Consider the following 24671-nt stretch of genomic DNA (forward strand, 5'->3'; position numbering starts at 1 on the left):
CTGCCTTTCGCGTGCCCTCGAGCGGAGAGCTGAGATGAACGAATCCCCCGAACGTGACGAACGCCATCTGGCGCGCATGCAGCGCAAGAAAGCCGTGATGGACGAACGTATCGCCAATGCCCCCGACGAATGCGGCCTGTTGCTGATCCTGACCGGTAACGGCAAGGGCAAGAGCAGCTCGGCGTTCGGCATGCTCGCCCGCGCCATGGGCCACGATATGCAGTGCGGCGTGGTGCAGTTCATCAAGGGCCGCAACAGCACCGGTGAAGAACTCTTTTTCCGGCGTTTTCCCGAGCAGGTGCGTTACCACGTGATGGGCGAAGGTTTCACCTGGGAAACCCAGGACCGCCAGCGTGACATCGCCGCAGCCGAAGCCGCCTGGGCGGTGTCCTGCGAGATGCTGCGCGATCCGACTATCGGCCTGGTCATTCTCGATGAGCTGAACATCGCCCTCAAGCACGGCTACCTCGACCTCGATCAGGTCATGAGCGACCTGCAGGCGCGTCCGCCCATGCAACACGTGGTGGTCACCGGCCGTGGCGCCAAACCCGAATTGATCGAGCTGGCCGACACGGTTTCCGAGATCGGCGTGGTCAAGCATGCATTCCAGTCCGGCATTCGTGCCCAGAAGGGCATCGAGCTGTGAGTAACCGTTCATGAGAGCACCGCGTCAATGTCCGGCGGTCTTGATCGCTGCGCCCGCATCCGGGCAGGGCAAGACCACCGTCACCGCGGCGCTGGCCCGGCTGCATCGCAACCAGGGCCGCAAGGTCCGGGTGTTCAAGTGCGGGCCGGATTTTCTCGACCCCATGATTCTCGAACGGGCCAGCGGTGCGGCGGTTTATCAGCTGGATCTGTGGATGGTCGGTGCCGACGAATCCCGCCGCCTGCTCTGGGAAGCGGCCGAAGAGGCTGACCTGATCCTGATCGAAGGCGTGATGGGGCTGTTCGACGGCACGCCGTCCAGCGCCGATCTGGCGCGGCATTTCGGCGTGCCGGTGCTGGGCGTGATCGACGGCACCGCCATGGCCCAGACGTTCGGGGCGCTGGCGCTGGGGCTGGCGCGTTATCAGCCGGATCTGCCGTTTGCCGGGGTGCTCGCCAATCGCGTGGGCACCGTGCGCCATGCGCAATTGCTCGAAGGCAGCCTGACCGAGGGCCTGCGCTGGTACGGCGCGTTGTCCCGCGAGACCGGTATCGAGCTGCCGAGCCGTCATCTGGGGCTGGTGCAGGCCAGCGAGTTGAACGACCTCGACCTGCGCCTGGATGCCGCCGCCGAAGCGCTGGCCAGCACCTGCGAAGTCGCGTTGCCGCCTGCCGTCACGTTTACCGCCCCCGATCCGCTGCCGGCCGAGCCATTGCTGCGCGGCGTGCGGATTGCCGTGGCCCGCGACGAAGCGTTCGCTTTCACCTACGGCGCCAGCCTCGACCTGTTACGGGCGATGGGCGCCGAGCTGGCGTTCTTCTCGCCGATCCGCGACAGCGCGTTGCCGGACGCCGACAGCCTGTACCTGCCCGGTGGTTACCCTGAGCTGCACCACTGCGCGCTGGCGGACAACGTCGCGATGCTGACCGCGATTCGCGCACACCATAGCGCCGGCAAACCGATCCTCGCCGAGTGCGGCGGCATGCTTTATCTGCTCGATGCCTTGACCGACGTCGAGGGCCAGCGCGCCGAACTGGTCGGCCTGTTGAGCGGCGAAGCGGTGATGCAGAAACGTCTGGCGGCCTTGGCCCTGCAATCGGTGGAATTGCCCGAAGGCGTGCTGCGTGGCCACACCTATCACCACTCGCTGACCAGCACTGAATGGCAGCCGATTGCCCGTGGCGTGAGCCCCAATGGCGGGCGCGGCGCGGAAGCGGTCTATCGCGACGGACGCCTGACCGCGTCCTACGTGCATTTCTACTTTCCCTCCAACCCTCAGGCGATGGCGGCGCTGTTGCGACCATGAGCGATCAAGCGTTCAGCCCCGACGAGCGGGCTGCGGTGTACCGCGCGATTGCCGAGCGGCGCGACATGCGCCACTTCAGCGGCGGCAGCGTTGCGCCCGAGCTGCTGGCGCGGCTGCTGGAAGCTGCGCATCAGGCGCCGAGCGTCGGCCTGATGCAGCCCTGGCGTTTCGTGCGGGTCAGCGACCCGACGCTGCGTGTGCAGATTCAGGCGCAGGTCGAGCAGGAGCGGGTGCGCACCGCCGAGGCGCTGGGCGAGCGCTCCGATCAGTTCATGAAACTCAAGGTCGAAGGCATCAGCGACTGCGCCGAAGTGCTGGTCGCCGCGCTGATGGAAGACCGCGAGCAACACATCTTCGGCCGTCGCACGTTGCCGGAGATGGACATGGCCTCGGTGTCCTGTGCCATCCAGAACCTGTGGCTGGCCGCACGTGCAGAAGGGTTGGGCATGGGCTGGGTGTCGCTGTTCGAACCGCAGGCCCTGGCCGGCTTGCTGGGCATGCCGGACGGTGCCAAGCCGGTGGCGATCCTGTGCCTGGGACCGGTGAAGGATTTCTACCCGGCACCGATGCTGGTGCTGGAAGGCTGGGCGCAGGCGCGTCCGCTTCATGAATTATTGTACGAGAATCAATGGGGAGTGAGTCAATGAGTGTGGCGCTGCTGAGCGTTGCCGGGGTTGCGCTGGATGCGCTGCTCGGCGAGCCGAAACGTCGTCATCCGCTGGTGGCATTCGGGCGGCTGGCGAATCGGATCGAGCAGCGCTTCAATTCCGAAGGCCGAGGCTGGCGAAGCCACGGCGTCACCGCCTGGGTGCTGGCAGTGGTGCCGCTGACCCTGCTGGCGACGGCCCTGAGCTGGTTGCCCTACATCGGCTGGGTGGTGGAAATCCTCGCGCTGTACTGTGCGCTGGGTTTGCGCAGTCTGGGCGAGCACGTCGAACCGGTGGCCCAGGCCTTGCGCAGCGACGATCTGGACGAGGCGCGGCGGCGGGTGGGTTATCTGGTCAGCCGGCAGACGTCCGAACTGGACGCCACCGAAGTCGCGCGTGCCGCCACCGAGTCGGTGCTGGAGAATGGCAGCGATGCGGTGTTCGCCGCGCTGTTCTGGTTTATCGTGGCCGGTGCGCCGGGCGTGGTGCTGTATCGCCTGAGCAATACGCTGGACGCCATGTGGGGTTATCGCAACCCGCGTTTCGAGCGGTTCGGCTGGGCAGCGGCGAAAATCGACGATCTGCTCAACTATATTCCTGCGCGTCTGGTGGCGTTGACCTACGCGCTACTTGGCAAAACCCGATTGGCGCTGCGTTGCTGGCGCACCCAGGGCCCAACCTGGGACAGCCCCAACGCCGGCCCGGTGATGGCGGCTGGTGCCGGTGCGCTGGGGGTCGAACTGGGCGGCGCGGCGATCTACCATGGCGAGCTGCACCAGCGACCGCCGCTGGGCGAGGGTCTGCCGGCCGATGCCGGGTCCATCGACCGAGGCTGGCAATTGGTGCAGCGTGGCGTCTGGCTGTGGCTGCTGGTGGTCTGTGCGGGAGCTGAATTCTATGCTTGAGCACGGCGGACGCCTGCGCGCAGCGGCGCAGCATTACGGTATCGAGCGGGCCGAATGGCTCGACCTGTCTACCGGTATCGCACCCTGGTCTTGGCCGATCCCGGACATTCCCACGCAGGCCTGGGCGCGCTTGCCGGAAACCGAAGACGGCCTGGAGGCCGCAGCCCGCGCTTACTACAACGCGCCGCAATTGTTGCCGGTGCCCGGTTCCCAGGCCGCCATCCAGGCGCTGCCTCGTGTGCGCCGAGGCGGGAAGGTCGGCGTGCTGTCGCCATGCTATGCCGAACACGCCCATGCCTGGCGCAAGAGCGGCTTTCGGGTGCGGGAAGTGCAGGAACATGAGGTCGAGTATTTTCTCGACAGCCTCGACGTGCTGGTGGTGGTCAACCCGAACAACCCCACCGGGCTGCATCTGTCCCGCGAACGGTTGCTGGAGTGGCATGCCCGGCTGGCCGAGCGCGGGGGCTGGCTGGTGGTCGACGAAGCCTTCATGGACGACACGCCCGAACTGAGTCTGGCGGCGGAAACCTCGCGCACCGGGCTGGTGGTCCTGCGTTCGTTCGGCAAGTTCTTCGGCCTGGCCGGCGTGCGCCTGGGCTTTGTGCTGGCCGAGCCCGCGTTGCTCAAATCCCTGGCCCGGGATATCGGGCCTTGGGCGGTCAGCGGCCCGACGCGGATCATTGGTCAGGCGTGTCTGGCCGATACGGCGGGCCATGCGCAGCAACGCCAGCGCAGCGCGCAGGCCCGGGATCGGCTGGTGGCTTTGCTGACCGAATACGGCTTCAAGCCACAAGGCGGCTGCGCGCTGTTTCAATGGCTGGTAACCCCGCACGCCGAGCCGCTGTATGAATTCTGCGCCCGGCGCGGTGTGCTGTTGCGGCTGTTTGTGGGCGACAGCCCGCAGACCGGCAGCCTGCGATTTGGTTTGCCTAGTGACGAGGCCGACTGGGTGCGGCTTGAGCACGTGTTGGCCGATTATGCGAAGGAGCGTTCATGACGACCTTGATGGTGCAAGGCACCACGTCCGATGCCGGTAAAAGCACGCTGGTGACCGCGCTGTGCCGCTGGCTGACCCGCCAGGGCGTCGGTGTGGTGCCGTTCAAGCCGCAGAACATGGCGCTCAACAGCGCGGTAACCGCCGACGGTGGCGAGATTGGCCGCGCCCAGGCGGTTCAGGCCCAGGCTTGCGGCCTGGAACCGCACACCGACATGAACCCGGTGCTGCTCAAGCCCAACAGCGACACCGGCGCTCAGGTCATCATCCATGGCCGCGCCGTCACCACCATGAATGCCGTGGCGTATCACGGCTACAAGGAAATCGCGATGCAGGCGGTGCTGGCCTCGCACAAGCGGCTTGGTGAGCAGTATCCGGTGATCGTGGTCGAGGGCGCGGGTTCGCCTGCCGAGATCAACCTGCGCGCCAACGATATCGCCAACATGGGCTTTGCCGAAGCGGTGGATTGCCCGGTACTGCTGATTGCCGATATCAACCGCGGTGGGGTGTTCGCCCATCTGGTAGGCACCCTGGAATTGCTGGCACCCACCGAACAGGCGCGGGTCAAAGGCTTCATCATCAACCGTTTTCGCGGTGATATCGCCTTGCTGCAACCGGGGCTGGACTGGCTCGAAGCACGCACCGGCAAGCCGGTGGTGGGCGTGCTGCCGTATGTGATGGACCTGCATCTGGAAGCCGAAGATGGCCTGGATCAGCGCCAGACCGACAAGGTCGAGCAGGTGCTCAACGTGGTGGTGCCGATCCTGCCGCGCATCAGCAACCACACCGACTTCGACCCGCTGCGCTTGCATCCGCAGGTCAATCTGCAATTCATCGGGCCGGGCCAGGCGATTCCTGCGGCCGACCTGATCATCCTGCCGGGCTCCAAGAGCGTGCGCGGTGACCTGGCGCATCTGCGCGCCAACGGCTGGGACAAGGCCATCGAACGGCATCTGCGCTACGGCGGCAAGGTGCTCGGCATTTGCGGCGGCTTGCAGATGCTCGGCGAGCAGTTGCACGATCCGCTGGGCCTGGAGGGCGCGGCCGGTTCCAGTCCAGGACTGGGCTGGCTGGAAATGAGCACCGTACTGGAAAACGAAAAACAGCTGCGTAACGTGCGTGGACGCCTGACGCTGGAAGATGCGCCAGTGGCCGGCTATGAAATCCACGCCGGCGTTACCACTGGCGCAGCCCTGGAGCGCGCTGCAGTGCGCCTGGACGACGGTCGCTGCGACGGCGCGCAAAGTGCCGACGGGAAGATTCTCGGTACGTACCTGCACGGCCTGTTCGAATCGCCCCAGGCCTGTAGCGCGTTGTTGCGTTGGGCAGGCCTGGAGAATGTCGAGCAGGTCGATTACCACGCCCTGCGCGAGCGGGATATCGAACGCCTGGCCGATCTGGTGGAAAACCACCTGGATGGCAAACTGTTGCGCGAACTGTGCGGCCTGGAGGCCGGTTGACATGCTGCAATTGATCCTCGGCGGTGCGCGCTCCGGCAAGAGTCGTCTAGCTGAAAAGCTGGCGGCGGATTCGGGGCTGCACGTCATCTATATCGCCACCAGCCAGCCGCTGGACGGAGAAATGAACCAGCGTGTTGCCAGCCATCGCCAGCGGCGCCCGGACAGTTGGGGGCTGGTGGAAGAACCGGTCGAGCTGGCCCGCGTGCTGCGCGAACACGCCGCCCCCGACCGCTGCCTGCTGGTGGACTGCCTGACCCTGTGGCTGACCAATTTATTGATGCTCGACGACCCTGAACGCTTGGCGCGGGAACGAGACGCGCTGCTGGATGCCATCACCGACCTGCCCGGCGAACTTCTGTTCGTCAGCAACGAAACCGGCCTGGGCGTGATTCCCATGGGCGAACTGACACGTCGTTACGTTGACGAGGCCGGCCTGGTGCATCAGGCCGTGGCCGAACGGTGCGAGCGGGTGGTGCTCACCGTCGCCGGCTTGCCCTTGACCTTGAAAGGAACTGCACTATGAACGACTCCTGGTGGCTCAAGCCCGCGCAGGCGATGAATGTCCCGATGCGCGAAGCGGCTCTGGCCCGCCAGCAGCAGTTGACCAAGCCGGCCGGTTCGCTGGCTCAGCTGGAGCGCCTGGCGGTTCAGCTTGCCGGCCTGCAAGGTCGTGACAAACCCAGCGCCGATCAACTGTGGATCGCCATCTTTGCCGGCGATCACGGGGTGGTGGCGGAAGGGGTGTCGGCCTATCCCCAGGAAGTGACCGGGCAGATGCTGCACAACTTCGTCAACGGCGGCGCGGCGATCAGCGTGCTGGCCCGGCAGTTGAACGCGAAGCTGGATGTGGTGGATCTGGGCACGGTGTCGCCGGTGGATTTCCCCGGCGTGCGCCATTTGCGTATCGGCGCGGGCACCGCCAACTTTGTGCAAGGCCCGGCGATGAGTGTCGAGGAGGGCATGGCCGCTTTGCAGGCCGGGCGCGACAGCGTGTTGCGCGCCAGGGCGGCGGGCGCCGAACTGTTCATTGGTGGTGAAATGGGCATCGGCAATACCACGGCCGCCAGCGCGGTGGCGTGTTCGCTGCTGGAGTGTGCAGCGCAGTTGCTGGTCGGGCCGGGTACTGGCCTGAACGCGGCCGGTATTGCCCACAAGACTCACGTGATCAAGCGCGGTCTGGCGCTGCACGCCGAACATACCGGCGATCCGCTGCACAGCCTGTTCTGCCTGGGTGGATTCGAGATTGCTGCGTTGGTGGGTGCTTACCTGGCTTGTGCCCAGGAAGGCATCGCAGTGCTGGTCGATGGCTTCATCTGTAGCGTGGCGGCGTTGGTTGCGGTTCGACTGAATCCGTCGTGTCGTGAATGGCTGCTGTTCGGCCATCGCGGTGCCGAGCCTGGTCATCGCCATCTTCTGGAAACCCTGCACGCCGAACCTCTGCTGGATCTGGGTCTGCGCCTGGGCGAAGGCAGTGGCGCGGCGTTGGCGGTGCCGCTGGTGCGTCTGGCCTGTGAACTGCACAACGGCATGGCGACCTTTGCCGAAGCTGCCGTGGCGGATCGGCCGGCATGACCCTGCACCTGGACCTGCTGCGCCACGGCGAAACCGAGCAAGGCGGCGGCCTGCGCGGCAGCCTCGACGACGCGTTGACGGCCCAAGGCTGGGAACAGATGCGTGCGGCGGTGGCCGAAACCGGGCCCTGGCAGCGGATCGTCAGTTCGCCATTGCAACGTTGCGCGCGCTTCTCCGAAGCGCTGGCGGCGCAGCTTGACCTGCCGATGCAGCTTGAGCCGGACCTGCAGGAACTGCATTTCGGCGACTGGGAAGGGCGCAGCGCCGCGCAGGTCATGGAAACCGATGCCCAAGGGCTCGGCGCTTTCTGGAACGATCCGTATACTTTTACGCCACCCAATGGCGAAGCGGTGGCTGACTTTTCTAAGCGGGTGCTGAGTGCCGTGCACAGACTTCGGCAGTCCTTCGCCGGGCAGCGTGTTCTGTTGGTCAGCCACGGCGGCGTGATGCGCCTGCTGCTGGCCCAGGCCCGCGGTCTGCCACGCGAGCAATTGTTGCAGGTGGTGGTCGGGCATGGCGCGCTGCTGTCCATTCAGGTCGCCGCCGATGGCGTACTGACGGAGACTTGACGTGCTGCCATTCTGGATTGCCCTGCAGTTTCTCAGCAGCTTGCCCATACGCCTGCCCGGCATGCCGCAGCCGCAGGAGCTGGGTCGTTCATTGCTGTTCTATCCGTTGGTAGGTGCGTTGTTCGGCCTGTTGCTGCTGGCATTGAACAGCCTGCTCGATGGCGCGCCGCTCTTGCTGCATGCAGCACTGTTGCTGGCGGCGTGGGTGTTGCTCAGCGGCGGGCTGCATCTGGATGGCCTGGCCGACAGCGCCGACGCCTGGCTGGGCGGTTTTGGCGACCGCGAGCGCACTCTGCTGATCATGAAAGACCCGCGCAGTGGCCCTATTGCGGTGGTCACGCTGGTACTGGTGCTGTTGCTCAAGTTCGCGGCGATTCTGGCCGTGCTGGAAAACCATGCGCTGATCGGTCTGTTGCTGGCGCCGGTCCTGGCGCGAGCGGCGATGCTTGGGTTGTTTCTCGGCACGCCTTACGTGCGCGCCGGCGGGCTGGGCCAGGCGTTGGCTGACCATTTGCCGCGGCGGCGCGCCTGGCAGGTTTTGCTGTTCAGTGCCGGTGCCTGCGCGCTGTTGGCTGGCGCGGCTGGAGTCTGGGCTGTATTGATTAGCGTGGGCTGCTTCTTCTGGCTGCGTCAGCTGATGCTGCGCCGGCTGGGCGGCACCACCGGCGATACCGCAGGCGCCCTGCTTGAACTGCTTGAACTCGCGGTACTGCTGACCCTGGCATTGCGCTGAACGCCCAATTGACACTCGCGCCTGGCCGCGAGTAGTTTCGCGCAAATAACCGGCAACTGTGGGACTGGACCGGGCGGCGTCCCACTGGTCCTTCGCCGGCAAGCAAATTCGATTCCCACATACCGGAGCACAACAACAATGACATCGGTCTGGCGTACCAGCGGCTGGATACTTTTGGGCAGCGCTTTGATTCTGGCGTTGTCGCTGGGCACTCGGCATGGCTTTGGCTTGTTCCTGGCGCCGATGAGCGCCGAGTTCGGCTGGGGTCGCGAGGTGTTTGCCTTCGCCATCGCTTTGCAGAACCTGATGTGGGGTCTGGCGCAGCCGTTTGCCGGTGCGCTGGCCGACCGTTTTGGCGCCGCGAAAGTGGTGTTCGTGGGCGGCGTGCTCTACGCCGTCGGACTCGCCTTCATGAGCCTGGCCGATTCTCCCGTGAGCCTGTCGCTCAGCGCTGGCCTGCTGATCGGTATCGGCCTGTCCGGTACTTCGTTTTCAGTGATTCTCGGCGTGGTCGGCAGAGCGTTGCCCGCCGAGAAACGCAGCATGGGCATGGGGATCGCCAGCGCCGCCGGTTCCTTCGGCCAGTTCGCCATGCTGCCCGGCACGTTGGGCCTGATCAGCTGGCTGGGCTGGTCGGGGGCCTTGCTGGTTCTGGGCGTGCTGGTGGCGCTGATCCTGCCGCTGGTCGGCATGCTCAAGGATGCACCCGCGCCCAGTACCGGGCCGGAACTGACCCTGCGCGAGGCCTTGCATGAAGCCTGTACCCATTCAGGTTTCTGGCTACTGGCGCTGGGATTTTTCGTCTGCGGCTTTCAGGTGGTGTTCATCGGCGTGCATCTGCCGGCCTATCTGGTGGATCAGCACCTGCCTGCCAAGGTAGGCACGACGGTGCTGGCGCTGATCGGCCTGTTCAATATCTTCGGCACCTACACCGCCGGCTGGCTGGGCGGCCGCATGTCCAAGCCGCGCCTGCTCAGCGCGCTGTATTTGCTGCGAGCGCTGGCGATCGTGTTGTTCCTGTGGGCGCCCTTGAGCCAGACCACGGCTTATCTGTTTGGCGTGGCGATGGGCTTGCTCTGGCTGTCCACCGTGCCGCTGACCAACGGTACCGTGGCGACGCTGTTCGGCGTGCGTAACCTGTCGATGCTCGGTGGTATCGTGTTTCTGTTTCACCAGTTGGGCGCCTTTCTTGGCGGCTGGCTGGGCGGTCTTGTGTATGACCACACCGGGAGCTACGACCTGATATGGCAAGTGTCCGTTCTGCTGAGCCTGCTGGCGGCCGCGCTGAACTGGCCGGTTCGCGAGCGCCCGGTGGCCAGGCTGCAAGCGCAGGCCGGTGTCGCGTGACCAGGGTCTGGCCTTGGCTGGCGGCGCTCTCTGTCGGGGCTTTGGTGTTGGCGCTGGTCTGGATGGCATGGCAGCACGTTGGCCTGGCCGCGCTGCAGTTGGGCATGGGAGCCTGCTAGGAATAATTCGCCGGGTAGGCTAGCGTGTGTTCAATCAACAATCGCCGGGTATGCCTCGATGAAAATCCGCTTGATCCTGACTTCGCTCCTGCTGCTGGGCATTGGCAACGCTGCGCTGGCCGCCGACTGCCCAGCGCTGCTGGAAGGTGAATTGCCCAAATTGCGCAGCAAGGAAACCATTGACCTGTGCAAGCGCTACGCCGGCAAGCCGCTGGTGGTGGTCAATACTGCGAGCTTCTGTGGCTTTGCACCGCAGTTCAAAGGTCTTGAAGCGCTGAACAAGCGCTATAAGGATGAAGGGCTGGAAGTGCTCGGCGTGCCGTCCAACGATTTCAAGCAGGAGTCTGCAGACGGCGAGGAGACCGCCAAGGTCTGCTACGTCAATTACGGCGTTACCTTCACCATGACCGAGCCGCAAGCCGTTCGTGGCGACTATGCCACCCACCTGTTCAAAGAGCTGGCCGAGCAGAGCAGCCCGCCGCGCTGGAATTTCTACAAGTATGTCGTCGACCGCAAGGGCAAGGTCATCGCCAACTTCTCCAGCATGACCAAACCAGACGATCCCGAGTTTATTGCCGCCGTCGAAAGAGCGATCGCCTCGCAGACGCCGGAAGAGGAAGCTGAAACGCAAAAAGCCCGCTTCCATTGACGGTCGCGGGCTTTCGGATGCCAGACGGGCCTTGCGGCCAGTCTGGTTTCAGGCGTCAGAAGCGATAGGTAACCGAGGTGCCCAGGCCGTGCGCCGTGTTGCGGTAATCGGCGCTGTAGGAGCCTTTGCGCGGGTTGGAGTTGCGGATCTTGGCTTCGTCTTCACGCAGGTACGAATACGCCACGTCGATGGTCAGGTCGTCGCTCGGGCTCCAGCCGGCACCGAAGCTGATGATCTTGCGGTCGCCGGTCGGAATGCGCGGTGAACGGTCGACGTTGTTGGCTGGCGACTGGTCGACGGTAAAACCGGTACGCAGCGTCCATTCCTTGTTGACCTTGTACGATGCGCCGATGGCATGTGCCCAGGTGTCGTGCCAGTTCTGTTCTTCGGCAACGGTACCGATCGGGCCGGTAGAGCCACCCAGTGCAGGTGGAACGCCGTCGTTGTGAACGGTGATGTCTTCCAGGCGGCTCCAGCGAGTCCAGGTGCTGCCGGCGTAGACGGTCCAGTTCTCATCGATCTGCTGGGTGATGGAGAAGTCCACCGACTCAGGCGTGGAAATATCCAGGGAGGCGTCGTACTTGCTCCCGCTGGCAGCGCCGAAACCCACGCCTTCGATCTTGGTCTTGCCCTCGAGTTTGTAGTCGACCTTGGAGTGGTAGGTCAGGCCCAGACGGGTGGTATCGGTCGCCTGTACCAGAATGCCCGCATTGAAGCCTATGGCGGTGTCGTCGCCTTCGATCTTCACCTTGCCGTCGTTGCGGCCCGGCGTTGCCGCCAGCGGCGTGGCGGAAGTCAGTTCGCCCTCGATGCGGTTGATCGTCGGGCCGAAACCGATGGAAACCTTGTCGTTGAATGCGTAGCTGATGGTCGGCTGGAAGGTGATGACCTGAACGTGGCTCTTGTCGGCAAAGTAACGGCCGGCAAAGCCTTTTTCATAGTCGGTGCTCAGACCGAAAGGAACGTAGACACCCAGGCCGAAAGCCCAGTGGTCGTCGATAGGCTTGACGTAGTAGCCCATCGGTACGCCGACGGCCGGTACCATGTCGCCATCATTGCTGCCGCCGAAAGTGCCGCGACCGTTGTCGATGTCGGTCTTGGCGATCACCGCTGCGGCGCCGAGACTGACTTCTTCACGCTTGATGCGGGACATGCCGGCGGGGTTGCCGAATACTGTGCTGGCATCATCGGCAGAAGAAGAGCGACCGGCAAAACCGAGGCCCATGCCGCTGATGCTCTGTTCATTGAGTGCGAAGCCGGAAGCCATGAGTTGGGTGGAAGCCAATCCAATCGCCAGGCCAAGGGTCGTCCTGTTCATTACTTTTGTCATTATTCTCATAATTGGAACTCCTTTTGGTCACGGGCGGAAATTACCAACATTTTCGACCGCGCGCTATAGGCTGAATGGCCCGAGCTAGAGCTATTCTTGTAGGACAATCCGGTTATTTTTGCAGGAAGTTTCTGGCCCGGAAGCGAGGCGTGCTGTTAAACGGGCGAATAATGCGGTGCAACGCTGGCGTTCCAGGCGTTGATGAAGTCCTTGAGGCGGCCGTGGGGGTGGAAAACGTTCTTCCAGATTCGTGCCATGGCCAGCGGGTCGTCCTCGGTCGGCAGGCACGGATGGTGAGCTTCGATCATCAGCCAGGCGATGGCGGTGGAGTACCGCAGGTTGACGGTGAGTTCCAGGTGCGGAGAACTGAGGAACGCATGCTGGCTGGCCAGGCCCCGTACCAGGCTGGCCAGGTCAGGGTCCAGCGCCAGGTAGTGATCCCAGATGAAGCGGTGGCTCGGCTCTGCAATGCTATAAAGGCCGTGGCCGCGCCTGCTGTCCAGTTCGGCGCCCAGTGACGACTGGCTGGCGGCGATGCCCAGCAGCAGCCATTCGGCGCAGGAACTCTGGCGGTCCAGGTAGACCAGGGTGGGGCGGATGACATGACGGCACAGTTCGATGGCGGCGATGCCCATGATGACGGCCTGCTCGTAAAGAGTGACCAGCGAGCCCCTGGCGTGCGGCAGCGGTAAGTCGGGAAGGGCTCGCCGGAAGCGACTGCGGGTCGCTCGAGTTGAAGTGTAGTCTCATATATAGAGTGTAAAGGGCTGTTATTACATCGATTTCGGTTATGCAGTCTTTTGCATAGATCGGTTGGTGCTTAGCTTGGGTCGGCGACCTGTAAAAGGCGCGCACAAAAAAGCCCCGCTCGGCGGCGGGGCTTTGGACCTGCTTACAATCGACTCAGGCGGTCAGCGCCTGGCGAGTACGCTCGATCACGGCCTGCAGCGGTTCGGCGCTGGCGTACTGATCGGGGTACAGGCGTTCGCTGTGGCGGGCGATGCCGTGCTCGTTGACGATGGTAAAGCTGAAACAGCCTTTGCGTGCTGCCATGATCAGGCAGTTCATTGGGGCAAAAGCGTTCGTGAGGGTGCGGATGGCATCCTGGGTCTGGATAGGTGCGTTCATAATGGTGTTTCCTGAAACGACACGGAACAATACCGTGCATCAATAGTGGTTCCAGTAAACGCGGGCCGACATCGAATCTCGAGGCCTGGCGGGGCGAAGAACCTGACTGGAACAAGGCAGTCAGCAGTAGCGCGCTTTATCGTATGGCGCCGGACTGACAGGTAGGTACTTAGGAGGGCAGGCAACACAACAGGAGCAAAGGTTCGACGCTCGGGGTGCAGATCCTGATCAATTGCAGGCTGGTTGAAGCAGATCATGAGAGCCGTCCTGCACCATCGCCAAGTGTGGCGCATCAATGCGAGGGGGTCATGCCTGGGAACCATCGAGGTGGTCGATCCCTTGTTGCCAACATCGCTCACTCATGGAAAGCGTTTGCCGGGGGACTTTACGACCGGAATTGATTTTCAGCTTGGTACTAACGCCGAAGATCCTATAGGGGTTCGCAAAAGATTGCAATAGCCTGGGTAAAAGAAATTACAGCTCACTGACCGCACGGTAGATCAGCACGGTCGTGCAGGCCGCCATCGACCAGCCCAGAACATACGCCGCCAGGGTCAGGCGTAAAGGGTGCCGGGCCCCGATGCAGTGCATCACATCCCGCGCCGAGTTGATCCGGCCTTCGCTCAGGCCGCTGCAGATGAACAGCGCAAGCGCAATGGCCGATAGCAAGATGGTGTAGGCAAAGATACCGCCGTCAGGGGGCGGCAGCATGATGCTGGCCACGACCGCCACGCAACCGATTCCGATCAGCAGTGCCAGAAACTTCAAAATGTCGTTCATTTACCGCCTGGTCGATGGGGTGGCAAGAAAGGGCGCCTGCAAAGGGAGGGTATGATCGCACAAGTGGCGAGAATTGATGAGATCCAGGCCCGCCGTTGCCATTCCTGGATTCCCTGGCGCCCCCTCGTTGCCAGCAGGGTGTAACAGCGTTGATACAGGGCTTCGGAGGCGCGAAATGGGGTTTTGCACATTAGCGACACAAGCTGCCACATCACTGTCATATACCCACGTAAGGGTTTGATTTACTGCGCTGAATTATTAAGTCAATGAAAAACATCATCTTTTTTGGCTGGTGAAAAAATCGTCAGTTTGAACGCAGGCCCCATTCTGTCTACGTTTGCGGAGGTAAAAGGGGGGTTGTCCACTGAGTTATCCACAGCTTCTGTGGATTGTCCCGATAAATTTCAGAGGCGTTTTTGAGATGATCCTGACGGTGAAAGGGAGTAAAGTGATGACCCCCCGATTTTTCCTCCCCTCATTCGTCATGCCTTGCCAGAGTCACGCTTGTGGTACTGACGTTTTTGATCATGCTGTCGCGCACGATGTCGCCGGCATTCAACCGGTTCGCATGGAGTCGTTATGGCATTTGAGCTGAACAGCCTGCTGATGGGGCTTGCGATCGCGGCGTTGCCGTTGCTGGGCCTGGCCTGGCACCTGCAGCGTCGGCTTGCGAAGGTCCGGGCCGATGCAGCGCTGCTCGACGAGCGCTTGAGCATGGCGCAAATGGCCCAGGACGGCCTCAACGCACAGCTCGACGCGAGCCGGGACGAGATCAGCGACTTGAGCCAGGCCAACTCGGCGCGCCTGGCCGAATTGGCGGCCGTGCGCCGCGAGGTCGAGCTGTTGCGCCAGGAATGCGACAACGGTCGTGATGCGGCATTGGGCTGGAGCCATGAACGGGCTGCCAAGGAAGCGGAACTGCGACGCCTCGACGCCCAGTGCGCTTCCCTGGGCGCCGAGCTGCGAGAACAGCAGGAAAGTCATCAACAGCGCCTGGCCGATCTGCAGGGTTCGCGGGACGAGCTACGAGCGCAGTTCGCCGAGTTGGCGGGCAAGATCTTCGACGAACGTGAGCAGCGGTTTGCCGAAACCAGTCAGCAGCAGTTGGGACAGTTGCTCAACCCGCTCAAGGAACGCATCCAGTCGTTCGAAAAGCGCGTGGAAGAAAGCTATCAGAATGAAGCCCGGGAGCGGTTCTCCCTCGCCAAGGAACTGGAGCGTTTGCAGGCGCTGAACCTGCGTTTGAGCGACGAAGCGACCAACCTGACTCGCGCACTCAAGGGCCAGAAAACCCAAGGCAACTGGGGCGAGCTGATTCTTGAGCGAGTGCTGGAGCACGCCGGGCTGGAGAAAGGCCGCGAGTACCAGACGCAAGTGAGCCTCAAGGGGCCGGACGGTGAGCGCTTTCAGCCTGACGTGCTGATCATGTTGCCGGGCGACAAACAGGTGGTGGTCGATGCCAAGGTCAGCCTGACGGCCTATCAGCAATATGTGTCGGCTGAGGACGACATGATCGGTCAGGTAGCGCTCAAACAGCATGTGCTGTCGCTGCGCAACCATGTCAAAGGGCTCTCGGGCAAGGATTACAAGCGCCTGGAGGGTTTGCACAGCCTGGACTTCGTGCTGCTTTTCGTGCCGATCGAAGCCGCGTTTTCCGCCGCATTGCAGGCGGAGCCGAACCTGTTCCAGGAAGCGTTCGACCGCAATATCGTGATCGTCAGCCCCACCACGTTACTGGCGACCCTGCGCGTGATCGACAGCCTGTGGAAGCAGGAACGGCAGAGCCAGAACGCCCGGGAAATCGCCGAGCGCGCAGGCTGGCTGTACGACAAGTTCGTGCTGTTCATTCAGGATCTGGACGAAGTGGGCAGCCGTTTGCAGCAACTGGATAAAGCCTACGCCGCTGCGCGCAACAAGCTGACCGATGGCCGCGGCAACCTGGTCAGCCGTAGCGAACAGCTCAAGCTGTTGGGCGCGCGTGCCAGCAAGCAGCTGCCTGCCGATCTGCTGGAGCGGGCCATGACCGACGAAGACGGCCTCATGCGATTACCGGAATAGCCGATATCCTGACTGAACGGCCAGTAATCCGGCCGTTTGTCGTAAAGACTAGTAGGATGTTTCGCGAGCTGTCACATTGCCCGCAGCAGGAAAATGTTTTCCGTGACACTCGGCTAACCTGCAACTTGGTTCTATGATTCTCTATGAGTGATCAGCACCAGTTGGTCGCCGTGTTTTTCCCTCAAGGGGGCTTTTATGAACAGCAAACTGCAAGAATGGCTCCACGATGTCGGCGTTGCTCTGGGTCTGATCGAACCACCCAAACCGCTGCCGATTCCTGTGCGCACCAATGACGATCGTCGTCGCCCGCGTCGGTAAAGCCGGATCGAAGGTTAACTCGGCCACCCTGCAGTCGTTGGGTGCACCACTCCCGGGACGCACGCCAGCGTCCCGTTTCATGCGTCAGGCAATCACATCCTGTGCTTGCCTTGTGGATGTGATGTCCGTGAATCGTCCTCGTCATGACCCATTTCCTGCTGCATCAACAGCACCAGGTCCACGACCATGGGCAAGGAAAGATGCTCGGGCTTGTGAATGGCGCGCTGCCTGATGGACTCGGGGAACTCGAAACCGAATTCGTTTCCCAGTGAATTGAAGAGTTCGTCCACGTCCTCATCGTCCAGGACCAGATCCTGAAACGTGGCATCTTCCCGAATGGCGTCCTTGTCTACAAGAATGATGCCTAGAACATCGAGTACCCTCTGTTTGATCCCTTCGCGATTCATGGTGAACCCCTGATGTAGATCCGTGAAGATTCAGCAGGGGGTCTAGATGGCGCCAGCCCTGTCCATTGAGGCTAGCTCAAAATGGCCGCTTACTCGGGAAAGCAGCTCGGCGGAGCCGCGCGACTGCTCGTGGGCATTGCGTCCACCAGGCAGGTTCAGTCCACGACAGCAGTCGGCTAGAATGCGCGACCCTGTTCAAGCCGAGAATGAACGATGTCCCGCCCAAGCTGCGAACGCTGTCTGCGCCCGACCGCGCATTGTCTGTGCGCGTTGATCCCGCGGCTGGGCAGCCGCACCCGCGTGTTGCTGCTCCAGCACCCGAGCGAGGTCAGCCATGCATTGAATACGGCGCGTCTGGCGGCATTGGGGTTGGTAAATGCGCAGTTGCGGGTCGGCGAAGTATTCGAGCATCTGCACGAGTGGCTCGATCAGCCTGGGTATCAGGCGCGCTTGCTGTTTCCGGGGGAAGATGCGCAGCCTCTGGTGGCGCAAGGCGTCGATACGCTGCCGACGCTGCTGGTCGTTCCGGATGGAACCTGGCGCAAGGCGCGCAAGTTGCTGCATCTCAATCCGCTGCTGGCGGCGCTGCCTCGGGTGACCTTGGGGGAAACGCCGCCTTCGCGCTATCGATTGCGCAAGGCGCCGGCCGCCCAGGCGTTGTCGACCCTGGAAGCGGTGGTTCATGCTCTGGAAGCGCTGGAAACCCCGACTTCCTTCGCCCAATTGCTACGGCCATTCGACGCGTTGATCGAAGGTCAGATCCAGGCGATGGGCAACGAGACATATCAGCGTAACCACGGCACCGCCCGTTCATAGGATCGACCCAGGCAGAGGTTAGCCATGCGTCGGTCGCAACACCGCCTGCGCGCTTAAGAGCCAGACTGCTGGCGAACGGATAGGTGCCGGCGATATCCATGTGGCGAGCAGGCTCGTTCCTGCGGTCAGCGGCTGCCGAGCTTCTGAGCCTGATGCAGCCATTGCTGGCGCTGTTCTTCGGTAGATGTCTGTACCGGGGTGAATTCGGTCAGGCGTTTGACCTTGATGCCGCAGAACCCCAACACCGTGCGGATCATCTGCCGATGCGCAGGCGCGCCGTAGACCCAGCGAAAATACAGGCGTGGGGTGTCCAGCGTGGCGATCAGCTCGGCGGTTCGGCCGCGCAGCAGTTCGTTGGCGCGCTGTCGGCGCCCGTGACTCTTGAACGCAAAACCGGGCATCAGCACCCGGTCGAAGAACCCGCTCAACAGCGCCGGAACGCCACCCCACCACACCGGATAGACCAGCACCAGGTGCTCGGCCCAGTGAATCTGGCGCTGAGCTTCAAGCAGGTCGTGCTCCAGCACCTGACTTTGCTGGTAGCCATGATGCAGCACCGGATCGAACGTCAGTTCGCCCAGTTTCAGGGTGCGCACCACATGACCTTCGCTGCGTGCGCCCAAGGCGTAGGCGTCAGCCAGGGCGTGGCAGAAACTGATGGTTTTGGGCGTGCCGTAGATCATCAGAATCCGTTTGCCGCTGCCTTCCAGTGGCGTGGCGCCACTTTTGCCGTCAGCCATTGCTGCCTGCCTCGAGCATTTTTTCCGGGCGTACCCAGGCATCGAACTGTTCGTCGGTCAGGTAGCCCAGCTCCAGTGCCGCTTCGCGTAGCGTCTTGCCTTCGGTGTAGGCTTTCTTGGCGATGTGTGCAGCCTTGTCGTAACCGATGTGCGGGTTGAGCGCGGTGACCAGCATCAGACCGCGCTCCAGGTGTTCGGCCATCTTCCCGGCGTCCGGCTCCATGCCGGCGATGCAGTGCTCGTTGAAGTTGCGGCACCCGTCGCCCAGCAGCCGAATCGATTCCAGCAGGTTGTGGATGATCACCGGCTTGTACACATTGAGCTGCAAATGACCCTGGCTGGCCGCAAAGCCGATTGTTACGTCGTTGCCCATTACCTGGCAGGCGAGCATCGACAGTGCCTCGCATTGGGTCGGGTTGACCTTGCCCGGCATGATCGAGCTGCCCGGTTCGTTGGCCGGCAGCCGCACTTCGGCAAGCCCGGCACGCGGACCGGAACCCAGCAGGCGCAGATCGTTGGCGATCTTCATCAAGGCGACGGCCAGCGTCTTCAGGGCACCGGACAGCACGGTCAAGGGTTCATGGCCGGCCAGCGCAGCGAATTTGTTGGGTGCGGTGACGAACGGCAGGCCGGAAAGTGCCGCCAACTCGGCGGCGACCGCTTCGGCAAAACCGTTCGGCGAATTGAGGCCGGTGCCGACCGCCGTGCCACCTTGCGCCAGCTCATAGACGGCCGGTAGCGCTGAGCGAATCGCCTTGTCGGCGTATTCAAGTTGCGCGACGAAGCCCGACAGCTCCTGGCCGAAGGTGATCGGCGTGGCGTCCATCATGTGGGTGCGGCCGGTCTTGACCAGCTTCATGTGCCGCGCGGATTGCTCCGCCAGCCCGTTGGACAGCTCGGCAATGGCCGGTAACAGCTGTTCCTTGACCGCCTGGGCGGTGGCGATGTGCATGGCCGTCGGGAAGCAGTCATTGGAGCTCTGCGAGCGGTTGACGTGATCGTTGGGATGCACCGGCGACTTGCCGCCGCGACCCTGGCCGGCCAGTTCGTTGGCGCGACCGGCGATCACTTCATTGACGTTCATGTTGCTCTGCGTGCCACTGCCGGTCTGCCACACCACCAGCGGGAATTGGGTATCGAGCTGGCCGTCCAGCACTTCGTCGGCGGCCTGTTCGATCAGTCGGGCGATGTCTGCCGGCAGGTCGCCGTTGCGGTTATTGACGCGGGCTGCGGCTTTCTTGATCAGGGTCAGGGCGTGCAGGACCGGCAGCGGCATGTGCTGGTCGCCGATTGCAAAATTGATCAGTGAGCGTTGGGTCTGAGCGCCCCAATAGGCGTCTTCCGGGACTTCGATCGGGCCAATGCTGTCGGTTTCTGTGCGGCTCACTGTACTTACTCCTTCAAGGACGTTACTTGCGGGCAGAGCAAGTTTAGGTGTCCTTATCGGGGCAGGGTTCCCGGTGATTGGTTTTTAACCGCTCGGCGAACCGGGGGTTGAGCCAGAAGCGATCATGAGCGCAGAATGGTCGGCCCAGAGGTAATGCCTCGCCAGCTAGATAAGGAAACTCGATGACCCGTCTTCGTGCCATCTGTACAGCGGTAGCACTGGTTTGCGCCAGTGGTCAGGTTCTTGCCGACACCGCCAGTCACAACGCGAGTGCCGAAACCTTCCTCAAGCTTGCCAACGCCGACCGCTTGGGCGCGCCCGTCTACGCGCAGGTTCAGCAGATGTTTGCCCAGCGTTTCGCCGAAACCAAGGCGCCGGCTTCCAAGAAAGCCCTGCTGGAAACCTACCAGGCCAAGGCCAACACTGCTCTGGACCAGGCCATCGGCTGGAACAAGCTCAAGCCGGACATGGTCAAGCTCTACACCACCAATTTCACCGAAGGCGAGCTCAAGGAGCTGGTCGTGTTCTACCAGTCGCCGCTGGGCAAGAAAGTCATGACCAAGATGCCGGAGCTGGCCCAACAGTCCGCTCAGCTGACTCAGGGCAAGCTGGAAAGCGCGGTGCCTGTGGTCAACAAGCTGCTGGCCGACATGACCGCCGAGCTGGAACCTGGCAAGCCGGCCGCTGCTGCGCCGGCCAAAAAGCCCTGATCGGCATCGCTTTTCAGACAGGCGTATTCAGTCATGAGCATGCAACAACGTATCGAGTCGGCGCTTGCGCTGCTTCAGCCAGAACACTTGCAGGTGCTCGACGAGAGCCACATGCACAGCCGCGGCGAGCAGACGCACTACAAGGCCATTCTCGTCAGTGAGCAGTTCCAGGGTTTGAACTCGGTCAAGCGGCACCAGAAGGTCTACGGCATTCTCGGTGGCCTGATGGGCGAGTTCCACGCGCTGGCGCTGCACACCTACACCCCCGAAGAGTGGGCCAGGACCGGCGCGGCGCCTGCTTCGCCGACCTGCGCGGGCGGTCACTGACAGCAGGCCCCAGGCCCGGCGCCCGCTTTCGAGCGAGTGCGCGCCGGGTTGCATCGCCTCGCCCATTGACCCGGATCAGTATCCCGCTATCCCTGCACGACCCAGGTTTTTGCTAGAATCCGCACCGCGCCGCTGGCCGGTGCGTTTTTTCGTTCGGATTTTTAGTCCGGTAGGCCCTTTGCGAGGGTCGCCACCTGGAGAGCTACATGACTCAAACGTCGATGACCCAGCCGATCGTCGTGGCTGCGCTATACAAATTCGTCACCCTCAGCGACTACGTCGAGCTGCGTGAACCCCTGTTGCAAGCCATGATCGCCAATGGCATCAAAGGCACCTTGCTGATTGCCGACGAAGGCATCAACGGCACCGTTTCCGGCAGCCGCGAAGGCATCGACGGCCTGCTGGCCTGGCTGCGCAACGATCCGCGCATGGTCGATATCGATCACAAGGAATCGTACTGCGACGAGCAGCCGTTCTACCGCACCAAGGTCAAGCTCAAGAAAGAGATCGTGACCCTGGGCGTCGAAGGCGTGGACCCGAACAAGCGCGTCGGCACCTACGTCGAGCCCAAGGACTGGAACGACCTGATCGCCGATCCGGAAGTGCTGCTGATCGACACGCGCAACGACTACGAGGTGTCCATCGGCACCTTCCAGGGCGCAATCGATCCGAAAACCACCAGCTTTCGCGAGTTTCCCGATTACATCAAAGAACACTTTGACCCTGCCGTGCATAAGAAAGTCGCGATGTTCTGCACCGGTGGCATTCGTTGTGAAAAGGCGTCGAGCTATATGCTGGGCGAAGGCTTCGATGAGGTCTATCACCTCAAGGGCGGCATTCTCAAGTACCTCGAAGAAGTGCCTCAGCAGGAAAGCCGCTGGGAAGGCGAGTGCTTCGTGTTCGACAATCGCGTCACGGTGCGCCACGACCTGACCGAAGGCGACTACGATCAATGCCATGCCTGCCGCACTCCGATCAGTGCCGAGGACCGCGCGAGCGAGCATTACTCGGCCGGGATCAGCTGTCCGCATTGCTGGGATTCGTTGAGCGAGAAGACTCGCCGCAGCGCCATCGACCGGCAGAAGCAGATCGAACTGGCCAAGGCACGCAATCAGCCGCATCCCATTGGTCGCAACTATCGCCTGCCATCCGAGGCCTGAGCCATGTCCTCCCGCCTGATCTATGTCATGGACCCGATGTGCTCATGGTGCTGGGGCTTTGCACCGGTCGCCGACGCGCTGGTTCAACAGGCTCGGGCGTACGACGTACCGCTGCATCTGGTGGTAGGCGGGCTGCGTTCCGGCAGTGCCGCACTTGAACCGGCCACGCGCAGCTACATCATCGAGCACTGGCAGGCGGTCGAGGCGGCAACCGGCCAGCCGTTCCGCTTTGACGGCGCGCTGCCGGACGGATTCATCTACGACACCACGCCGGCCTGCCTGGCGGTGGCCTGCGCTCGCAGCCTGGACCCGGACCGGGCCTGGGCGCTGGTCAAGCTGATTCAACGGGCCTTCTATTGCGAGGGCGCGGATGTCACCCGTCCCTCACTGCTGGCTGAACTGGCCGAGCAGGCCGGTCTGAGCCGCGCCAGATTTGCCAAGGCGTTCGACAGCGCCGAGCAACAGGCGGCAACCGCAGCCGATTTCGCCTGGGCACAGGGCCTGGGCATTGCCGGGTTCCCGACCCTGCTGGCCGAACGTAATGGTCAGCTGGCGTTACTCACCAACGGCTATCAGCCCCTGAGCGTGCTGTCGCCGTTGCTGGGTCGCTGGCTGGAGCGTGCGGCCAGTGCGTGACGAGGTGACCGATGTTGCGCCACAACTCCCGCAAGCGCGTGCCGACACCCTGAGCTGGGCGGCGATTCGCCGCCTGGCGCTGCGCCACAGAAAGGCGCTGTGGATTGCCAACGCGGTGGCCGTGCTGGCCACGCTGTGCAGCGTGCCGATTCCGCTGCTGTTGCCGTTGCTGGTCGACGAAGTGCTGTTGGGGCATGGCGATGCCGCGCTGAAGGTCATGAATCACCTGCTGCCCGCCGGGCTGCAACAGGCTGCGGGCTATATCGGCCTGATGCTGTTCCTGACCTTGCTGCTGCGGGCCGGCGCGTTGCTGTTCAATGTGCTGCAGGCGCGCCTGTTCGCCCGTTTGGCCAAGGACATCGTCTATCGCATCCGCCTGCGCCTGATCGAACGCCTCAAGCGTATTTCCCTGGGCGAGTATGAAAGCCTGGGCAGCGGCATGGTCACCACGCATCTGGTGACCGATCTGGAAACACTGGACAAGTTCGTCGGCGAAACCCTCAGCCGCTTCCTGGTCGCCAGCCTGACCCTGGCCGGCACCGCCGGTGTGCTGATGTGGATGCACTGGAAGCTGGCGCTGCTGATCATGCTGTTCAACCCTTTGGTGATCTTCGCCACGGTGAAGCTGGGCAAACGGGTCAAACACCTCAAGAAACTCGAAAACGACAGCACCTCGCGCTTTACCCAGGCGTTGAGCGAAACCCTGGATGCGATCCAGGAAATTCGCGCCGGCAATCGCCAGGGCTTTTTCCTTGGGCGCCTTGGCACGCGAGCCAAAGAAGTGCGCGATTATTCGGTTACTTCGCAGTGGAAAAGCGATGCATCGGGGCGGGCCAGCGGCCTGCTGTTTCAGTTCGGCATCGATATCTTTCGTGCGGCGGCGATGCTCACCGTGCTGTTTTCGGATCTGAGTATCGGCCAGATGCTGGCGGTGTTCAGCTACCTGTGGTTCATGATGGCGCCGGTGGAAACCCTGCTCAATCTGCAATACGCCTACTATGCCGCGGGCGGGGCGCTGACCCGTATCAACGAGTTGCTGGCCCGGAAAGACGAACCGCAGTATCCGGGCACCGTCGATCCGTTCCACGGCCGCGACACCGTGGGCATCGAGGTGCGCGGGCTGACGTTCGGCTATGGCGAGGACCCGGTGCTGGATCAGCTCAATCTGTCCATCGCGCCGGGCGAGAAGGTCGCCATCGTCGGAGCCAGCGGCGGCGGCAAGAGCACTCTGGTGCAGCTGCTGCTGGGCTTGTACACCGCACGCACTGGCGTCATTCGCTATGGCGGCGCAAGCCTGCAGGACATCGGGCTTGAGCGGGTGCGCGAGCACGTGGCGGTGGTGTTGCAGCATCCGGCGCTGTTCAATGACAGCGTGCGCGCCAATCTGACCATGGGCCGCGAATGCAGCGATGAGGCCTGTTGGCGGGCACTGGAAGTGGCCCAGCTGGATTCGGCCATTCGCGAATTGCCCGACGGCCTGGACAGCATCGTCGGCCGCTCCGGCGTGCGCCTGTCCGGCGGTCAGCGCCAGCGAGTAGCCATTGCGCGCATGGTCCTGGCCGACCCTCGGGTCGTGATCCTCGACGAGGCGACTTCGGCCCTGGACGCGGCCACCGAATACAACCTGCATCAGGCGCTGGCCGGTTTTCTGCAAAGCCGGACCACGCTGATCATCGCCCATCGGCTCTCGGCCGTGAAACAGGCAGATCGGGTGCTGGTCTTCGACGGTGGACGCATTGCCGAGGATGGCGACCATCATCAATTGATCGCCGAAGGCGGTCTCTACGCCAAACTGTACGGGCACTTGCAGCAAATCTGAACGCCGCGCAGCGGCCTTATCGCAGGGGTTTGTATCAGATTGGAGAAAATCACCCGTCCTTTTCGATGGATATAGCCTAGTCTCTGCTCAGGACGATCTGTAAGGCTG

Annotated in this window: 27 protein-coding genes; 20 read left to right on the forward strand and 7 right to left on the reverse strand. The window is 62.8% G+C overall.

Annotated features, from left to right (window positions below; all coding sequences use genetic code 11):
* Positions 1 to 34 precede the first annotated feature (34 nt).
* The 12 genes from cobO (at position 35) to EGJ27_RS14465 (ending at position 10947) form a co-directional block, all read left to right on the forward strand.
* The gene (cobO, locus tag EGJ27_RS14410; RefSeq protein ID WP_125831419.1) at positions 35 to 646 is read left to right on the forward strand and encodes a cob(I)yrinic acid a,c-diamide adenosyltransferase; all 612 of its coding nucleotides are present in this window, start codon (positions 35 to 37) and stop codon (positions 644 to 646) included.
* Positions 647 to 656: 10 nt separating this feature from the next.
* The gene (locus tag EGJ27_RS14415) at positions 657 to 1952 is read left to right on the forward strand and encodes a cobyrinate a,c-diamide synthase (protein ID WP_125831420.1); all 1296 of its coding nucleotides are present in this window, start codon (positions 657 to 659) and stop codon (positions 1950 to 1952) included.
* Entirely contained in the window at positions 1949 to 2599 is a 651-nt protein-coding gene (bluB, locus tag EGJ27_RS14420; RefSeq protein WP_125831421.1) for a 5,6-dimethylbenzimidazole synthase, read from the forward strand. Before EGJ27_RS14415 ends, bluB begins: the two co-directional genes overlap by 4 nt.
* Complete coding sequence (cbiB, locus tag EGJ27_RS14425; RefSeq protein WP_125831422.1) at positions 2596 to 3504, forward strand: adenosylcobinamide-phosphate synthase CbiB; 909 nt, start codon at positions 2596 to 2598, stop codon at positions 3502 to 3504. The genes bluB and cbiB overlap by 4 nt, the downstream gene beginning before the upstream one ends.
* The gene (gene cobD, locus EGJ27_RS14430; protein WP_125831423.1) at positions 3497 to 4501 is read left to right on the forward strand and encodes a threonine-phosphate decarboxylase CobD; all 1005 of its coding nucleotides are present in this window, start codon (positions 3497 to 3499) and stop codon (positions 4499 to 4501) included. The genes cbiB and cobD overlap by 8 nt, the downstream gene beginning before the upstream one ends.
* The gene (locus tag EGJ27_RS14435) at positions 4498 to 5958 is read left to right on the forward strand and encodes a cobyric acid synthase (RefSeq protein ID WP_125831424.1); all 1461 of its coding nucleotides are present in this window, start codon (positions 4498 to 4500) and stop codon (positions 5956 to 5958) included. Before cobD ends, EGJ27_RS14435 begins: the two co-directional genes overlap by 4 nt.
* Before the next feature lies 1 nt (position 5959).
* A complete protein-coding gene (gene cobU / locus EGJ27_RS14440) occupies positions 5960 to 6481 on the forward strand; it encodes a bifunctional adenosylcobinamide kinase/adenosylcobinamide-phosphate guanylyltransferase (RefSeq protein ID WP_125831425.1) in 522 nt (173 codons plus the stop codon).
* Positions 6478 to 7530, forward strand: a complete 1053-nt coding sequence (cobT, locus tag EGJ27_RS14445) for a nicotinate-nucleotide--dimethylbenzimidazole phosphoribosyltransferase (RefSeq protein WP_125831426.1) — start codon at positions 6478 to 6480, stop codon at positions 7528 to 7530. Before cobU ends, cobT begins: the two co-directional genes overlap by 4 nt.
* The gene (gene cobC / locus EGJ27_RS14450) at positions 7527 to 8099 is read left to right on the forward strand and encodes an alpha-ribazole phosphatase (RefSeq protein WP_125831427.1); all 573 of its coding nucleotides are present in this window, start codon (positions 7527 to 7529) and stop codon (positions 8097 to 8099) included. The genes cobT and cobC overlap by 4 nt, the downstream gene beginning before the upstream one ends.
* A 1-nt stretch (position 8100) precedes the next feature.
* The gene (locus tag EGJ27_RS14455) at positions 8101 to 8832 is read left to right on the forward strand and encodes an adenosylcobinamide-GDP ribazoletransferase (protein WP_125831428.1); all 732 of its coding nucleotides are present in this window, start codon (positions 8101 to 8103) and stop codon (positions 8830 to 8832) included.
* Positions 8833 to 8970: 138 nt separating this feature from the next.
* Complete coding sequence (locus EGJ27_RS14460; RefSeq protein WP_125831429.1) at positions 8971 to 10179, forward strand: MFS transporter; 1209 nt, start codon at positions 8971 to 8973, stop codon at positions 10177 to 10179.
* A gap of 177 nt (positions 10180 to 10356) precedes the next feature.
* Complete coding sequence (locus tag EGJ27_RS14465; RefSeq protein ID WP_125831430.1) at positions 10357 to 10947, forward strand: glutathione peroxidase; 591 nt, start codon at positions 10357 to 10359, stop codon at positions 10945 to 10947.
* Between the two features lie 55 nt (positions 10948 to 11002).
* On the opposite strand, the gene EGJ27_RS14470 is transcribed toward EGJ27_RS14465, so the two are convergent.
* The 4 genes from EGJ27_RS14470 to EGJ27_RS14485 form a co-directional block, all read right to left on the reverse strand.
* Entirely contained in the window at positions 11003 to 12277 is a 1275-nt protein-coding gene (locus EGJ27_RS14470; RefSeq protein WP_177523035.1) for an OmpP1/FadL family transporter, read from the reverse strand.
* 155 nt (positions 12278 to 12432) lie between these two features.
* Positions 12433 to 12912, reverse strand: a complete 480-nt coding sequence (locus EGJ27_RS14475) for a hypothetical protein (protein ID WP_125831432.1) — start codon at positions 12910 to 12912, stop codon at positions 12433 to 12435.
* Between the two features lie 268 nt (positions 12913 to 13180).
* A complete protein-coding gene (locus tag EGJ27_RS14480; RefSeq protein WP_125831433.1) occupies positions 13181 to 13405 on the reverse strand; it encodes a hypothetical protein in 225 nt (74 codons plus the stop codon).
* Positions 13406 to 13879: 474 nt separating this feature from the next.
* A complete protein-coding gene (locus EGJ27_RS14485) occupies positions 13880 to 14185 on the reverse strand; it encodes a hypothetical protein (RefSeq protein WP_125831434.1) in 306 nt (101 codons plus the stop codon).
* A 693-nt stretch (positions 14186 to 14878) separates the two neighbouring features.
* On the opposite strand from EGJ27_RS14485, the gene rmuC reads away from it, so the two are divergent.
* Positions 14879 to 16243 (forward strand): DNA recombination protein RmuC, encoded by a 1365-nt coding sequence (gene rmuC, locus EGJ27_RS14490; RefSeq protein ID WP_177523036.1) that lies wholly within the window; start codon positions 14879 to 14881, stop codon positions 16241 to 16243.
* A 195-nt stretch (positions 16244 to 16438) separates the two neighbouring features.
* Complete coding sequence (locus EGJ27_RS25085; RefSeq protein WP_256672839.1) at positions 16439 to 16561, forward strand: PA1414 family protein; 123 nt, start codon at positions 16439 to 16441, stop codon at positions 16559 to 16561.
* Positions 16562 to 16653: 92 nt separating this feature from the next.
* Here the strand turns inward: EGJ27_RS25085 and EGJ27_RS14495 are convergent, their stop codons facing one another.
* Positions 16654 to 16968, reverse strand: a complete 315-nt coding sequence (locus tag EGJ27_RS14495) for a hypothetical protein (RefSeq protein ID WP_125831436.1) — start codon at positions 16966 to 16968, stop codon at positions 16654 to 16656.
* Positions 16969 to 17181: 213 nt separating this feature from the next.
* On the opposite strand from EGJ27_RS14495, the gene EGJ27_RS14500 reads away from it, so the two are divergent.
* Complete coding sequence (locus tag EGJ27_RS14500) at positions 17182 to 17784, forward strand: tRNA-uridine aminocarboxypropyltransferase (protein ID WP_125831437.1); 603 nt, start codon at positions 17182 to 17184, stop codon at positions 17782 to 17784.
* A gap of 125 nt (positions 17785 to 17909) precedes the next feature.
* On the opposite strand, the gene EGJ27_RS14505 is transcribed toward EGJ27_RS14500, so the two are convergent.
* Positions 17910 to 18524, reverse strand: a complete 615-nt coding sequence (locus EGJ27_RS14505; RefSeq protein WP_125831438.1) for an NAD(P)H-dependent oxidoreductase — start codon at positions 18522 to 18524, stop codon at positions 17910 to 17912.
* Positions 18517 to 19911 carry a class II fumarate hydratase gene (locus EGJ27_RS14510; protein WP_125831439.1) on the reverse strand — a complete coding sequence of 465 codons (1395 nt, stop codon included), beginning with the start codon at positions 19909 to 19911 and terminating at the stop codon, positions 18517 to 18519. The genes EGJ27_RS14505 and EGJ27_RS14510 overlap by 8 nt, the downstream gene beginning before the upstream one ends.
* Positions 19912 to 20093: 182 nt before the next feature.
* On the opposite strand from EGJ27_RS14510, the gene EGJ27_RS14515 reads away from it, so the two are divergent.
* The 5 genes from EGJ27_RS14515 (at position 20094) to EGJ27_RS14535 (ending at position 24563) form a co-directional block, all read left to right on the forward strand.
* Complete coding sequence (locus EGJ27_RS14515) at positions 20094 to 20621, forward strand: DUF2059 domain-containing protein (protein ID WP_125831440.1); 528 nt, start codon at positions 20094 to 20096, stop codon at positions 20619 to 20621.
* A 33-nt stretch (positions 20622 to 20654) separates the two neighbouring features.
* Complete coding sequence (locus EGJ27_RS14520) at positions 20655 to 20948, forward strand: BolA family transcriptional regulator (protein WP_125831441.1); 294 nt, start codon at positions 20655 to 20657, stop codon at positions 20946 to 20948.
* A gap of 221 nt (positions 20949 to 21169) precedes the next feature.
* Complete coding sequence (locus EGJ27_RS14525; RefSeq protein WP_177523037.1) at positions 21170 to 22108, forward strand: rhodanese-related sulfurtransferase; 939 nt, start codon at positions 21170 to 21172, stop codon at positions 22106 to 22108.
* Positions 22109 to 22111: 3 nt separating this feature from the next.
* On the forward strand, positions 22112 to 22744 hold the full coding sequence (locus EGJ27_RS14530) for a DsbA family protein (protein ID WP_125831443.1): 633 nt from the start codon (positions 22112 to 22114) through the stop codon (positions 22742 to 22744).
* A complete protein-coding gene (locus EGJ27_RS14535; RefSeq protein ID WP_125831444.1) occupies positions 22737 to 24563 on the forward strand; it encodes an ABC transporter ATP-binding protein in 1827 nt (608 codons plus the stop codon). The genes EGJ27_RS14530 and EGJ27_RS14535 overlap by 8 nt, the downstream gene beginning before the upstream one ends.
* Positions 24564 to 24671 lie beyond the last annotated feature (108 nt).

Source organism: Pseudomonas sp. v388, assembly GCF_003935425.1.
In the GTDB taxonomy this organism is placed as follows: Bacteria; Pseudomonadota; Gammaproteobacteria; order Pseudomonadales; family Pseudomonadaceae; genus Aquipseudomonas.

Excerpts from the sequence above, each read along its gene's own strand:
- cobO (WP_125831419.1), top strand. The coding sequence starts at position 35 with ATGAACGAATCCCCCGAACGTGACGAACGCCATCTGGCGCGCATGCAG.
- EGJ27_RS14415 (WP_125831420.1), top strand. The coding sequence starts at position 657 with ATGAGAGCACCGCGTCAATGTCCGGCGGTCTTGATCGCTGCGCCCGCA.
- bluB (WP_125831421.1), top strand. The coding sequence starts at position 1,949 with ATGAGCGATCAAGCGTTCAGCCCCGACGAGCGGGCTGCGGTGTACCGC.
- cbiB (WP_125831422.1), top strand. The coding sequence starts at position 2,596 with ATGAGTGTGGCGCTGCTGAGCGTTGCCGGGGTTGCGCTGGATGCGCTG.
- cobD (WP_125831423.1), top strand. The coding sequence starts at position 3,497 with ATGCTTGAGCACGGCGGACGCCTGCGCGCAGCGGCGCAGCATTACGGT.
- EGJ27_RS14435 (WP_125831424.1), top strand. The coding sequence starts at position 4,498 with ATGACGACCTTGATGGTGCAAGGCACCACGTCCGATGCCGGTAAAAGC.
- cobU (WP_125831425.1), top strand. The coding sequence starts at position 5,960 with ATGCTGCAATTGATCCTCGGCGGTGCGCGCTCCGGCAAGAGTCGTCTA.
- cobT (WP_125831426.1), top strand. The coding sequence starts at position 6,478 with ATGAACGACTCCTGGTGGCTCAAGCCCGCGCAGGCGATGAATGTCCCG.
- cobC (WP_125831427.1), top strand. The coding sequence starts at position 7,527 with ATGACCCTGCACCTGGACCTGCTGCGCCACGGCGAAACCGAGCAAGGC.
- EGJ27_RS14460 (WP_125831429.1), top strand. The coding sequence starts at position 8,971 with ATGACATCGGTCTGGCGTACCAGCGGCTGGATACTTTTGGGCAGCGCT.
- EGJ27_RS14465 (WP_125831430.1), top strand. The coding sequence starts at position 10,357 with ATGAAAATCCGCTTGATCCTGACTTCGCTCCTGCTGCTGGGCATTGGC.
- EGJ27_RS14470 (WP_177523035.1), bottom strand. The coding sequence starts at position 12,277 with ATGACAAAAGTAATGAACAGGACGACCCTTGGCCTGGCGATTGGATTG.
- EGJ27_RS14475 (WP_125831432.1), bottom strand. The coding sequence starts at position 12,912 with ATGGGCATCGCCGCCATCGAACTGTGCCGTCATGTCATCCGCCCCACC.
- EGJ27_RS14480 (WP_125831433.1), bottom strand. The coding sequence starts at position 13,405 with ATGAACGCACCTATCCAGACCCAGGATGCCATCCGCACCCTCACGAAC.
- EGJ27_RS14485 (WP_125831434.1), bottom strand. The coding sequence starts at position 14,185 with ATGAACGACATTTTGAAGTTTCTGGCACTGCTGATCGGAATCGGTTGC.
- EGJ27_RS25085 (WP_256672839.1), top strand. The coding sequence starts at position 16,439 with ATGAACAGCAAACTGCAAGAATGGCTCCACGATGTCGGCGTTGCTCTG.
- EGJ27_RS14495 (WP_125831436.1), bottom strand. The coding sequence starts at position 16,968 with ATGAATCGCGAAGGGATCAAACAGAGGGTACTCGATGTTCTAGGCATC.
- EGJ27_RS14500 (WP_125831437.1), top strand. The coding sequence starts at position 17,182 with ATGTCCCGCCCAAGCTGCGAACGCTGTCTGCGCCCGACCGCGCATTGT.
- EGJ27_RS14505 (WP_125831438.1), bottom strand. The coding sequence starts at position 18,524 with ATGGCTGACGGCAAAAGTGGCGCCACGCCACTGGAAGGCAGCGGCAAA.
- EGJ27_RS14515 (WP_125831440.1), top strand. The coding sequence starts at position 20,094 with ATGACCCGTCTTCGTGCCATCTGTACAGCGGTAGCACTGGTTTGCGCC.
- EGJ27_RS14520 (WP_125831441.1), top strand. The coding sequence starts at position 20,655 with ATGAGCATGCAACAACGTATCGAGTCGGCGCTTGCGCTGCTTCAGCCA.
- EGJ27_RS14525 (WP_177523037.1), top strand. The coding sequence starts at position 21,170 with ATGACCCAGCCGATCGTCGTGGCTGCGCTATACAAATTCGTCACCCTC.
- EGJ27_RS14530 (WP_125831443.1), top strand. The coding sequence starts at position 22,112 with ATGTCCTCCCGCCTGATCTATGTCATGGACCCGATGTGCTCATGGTGC.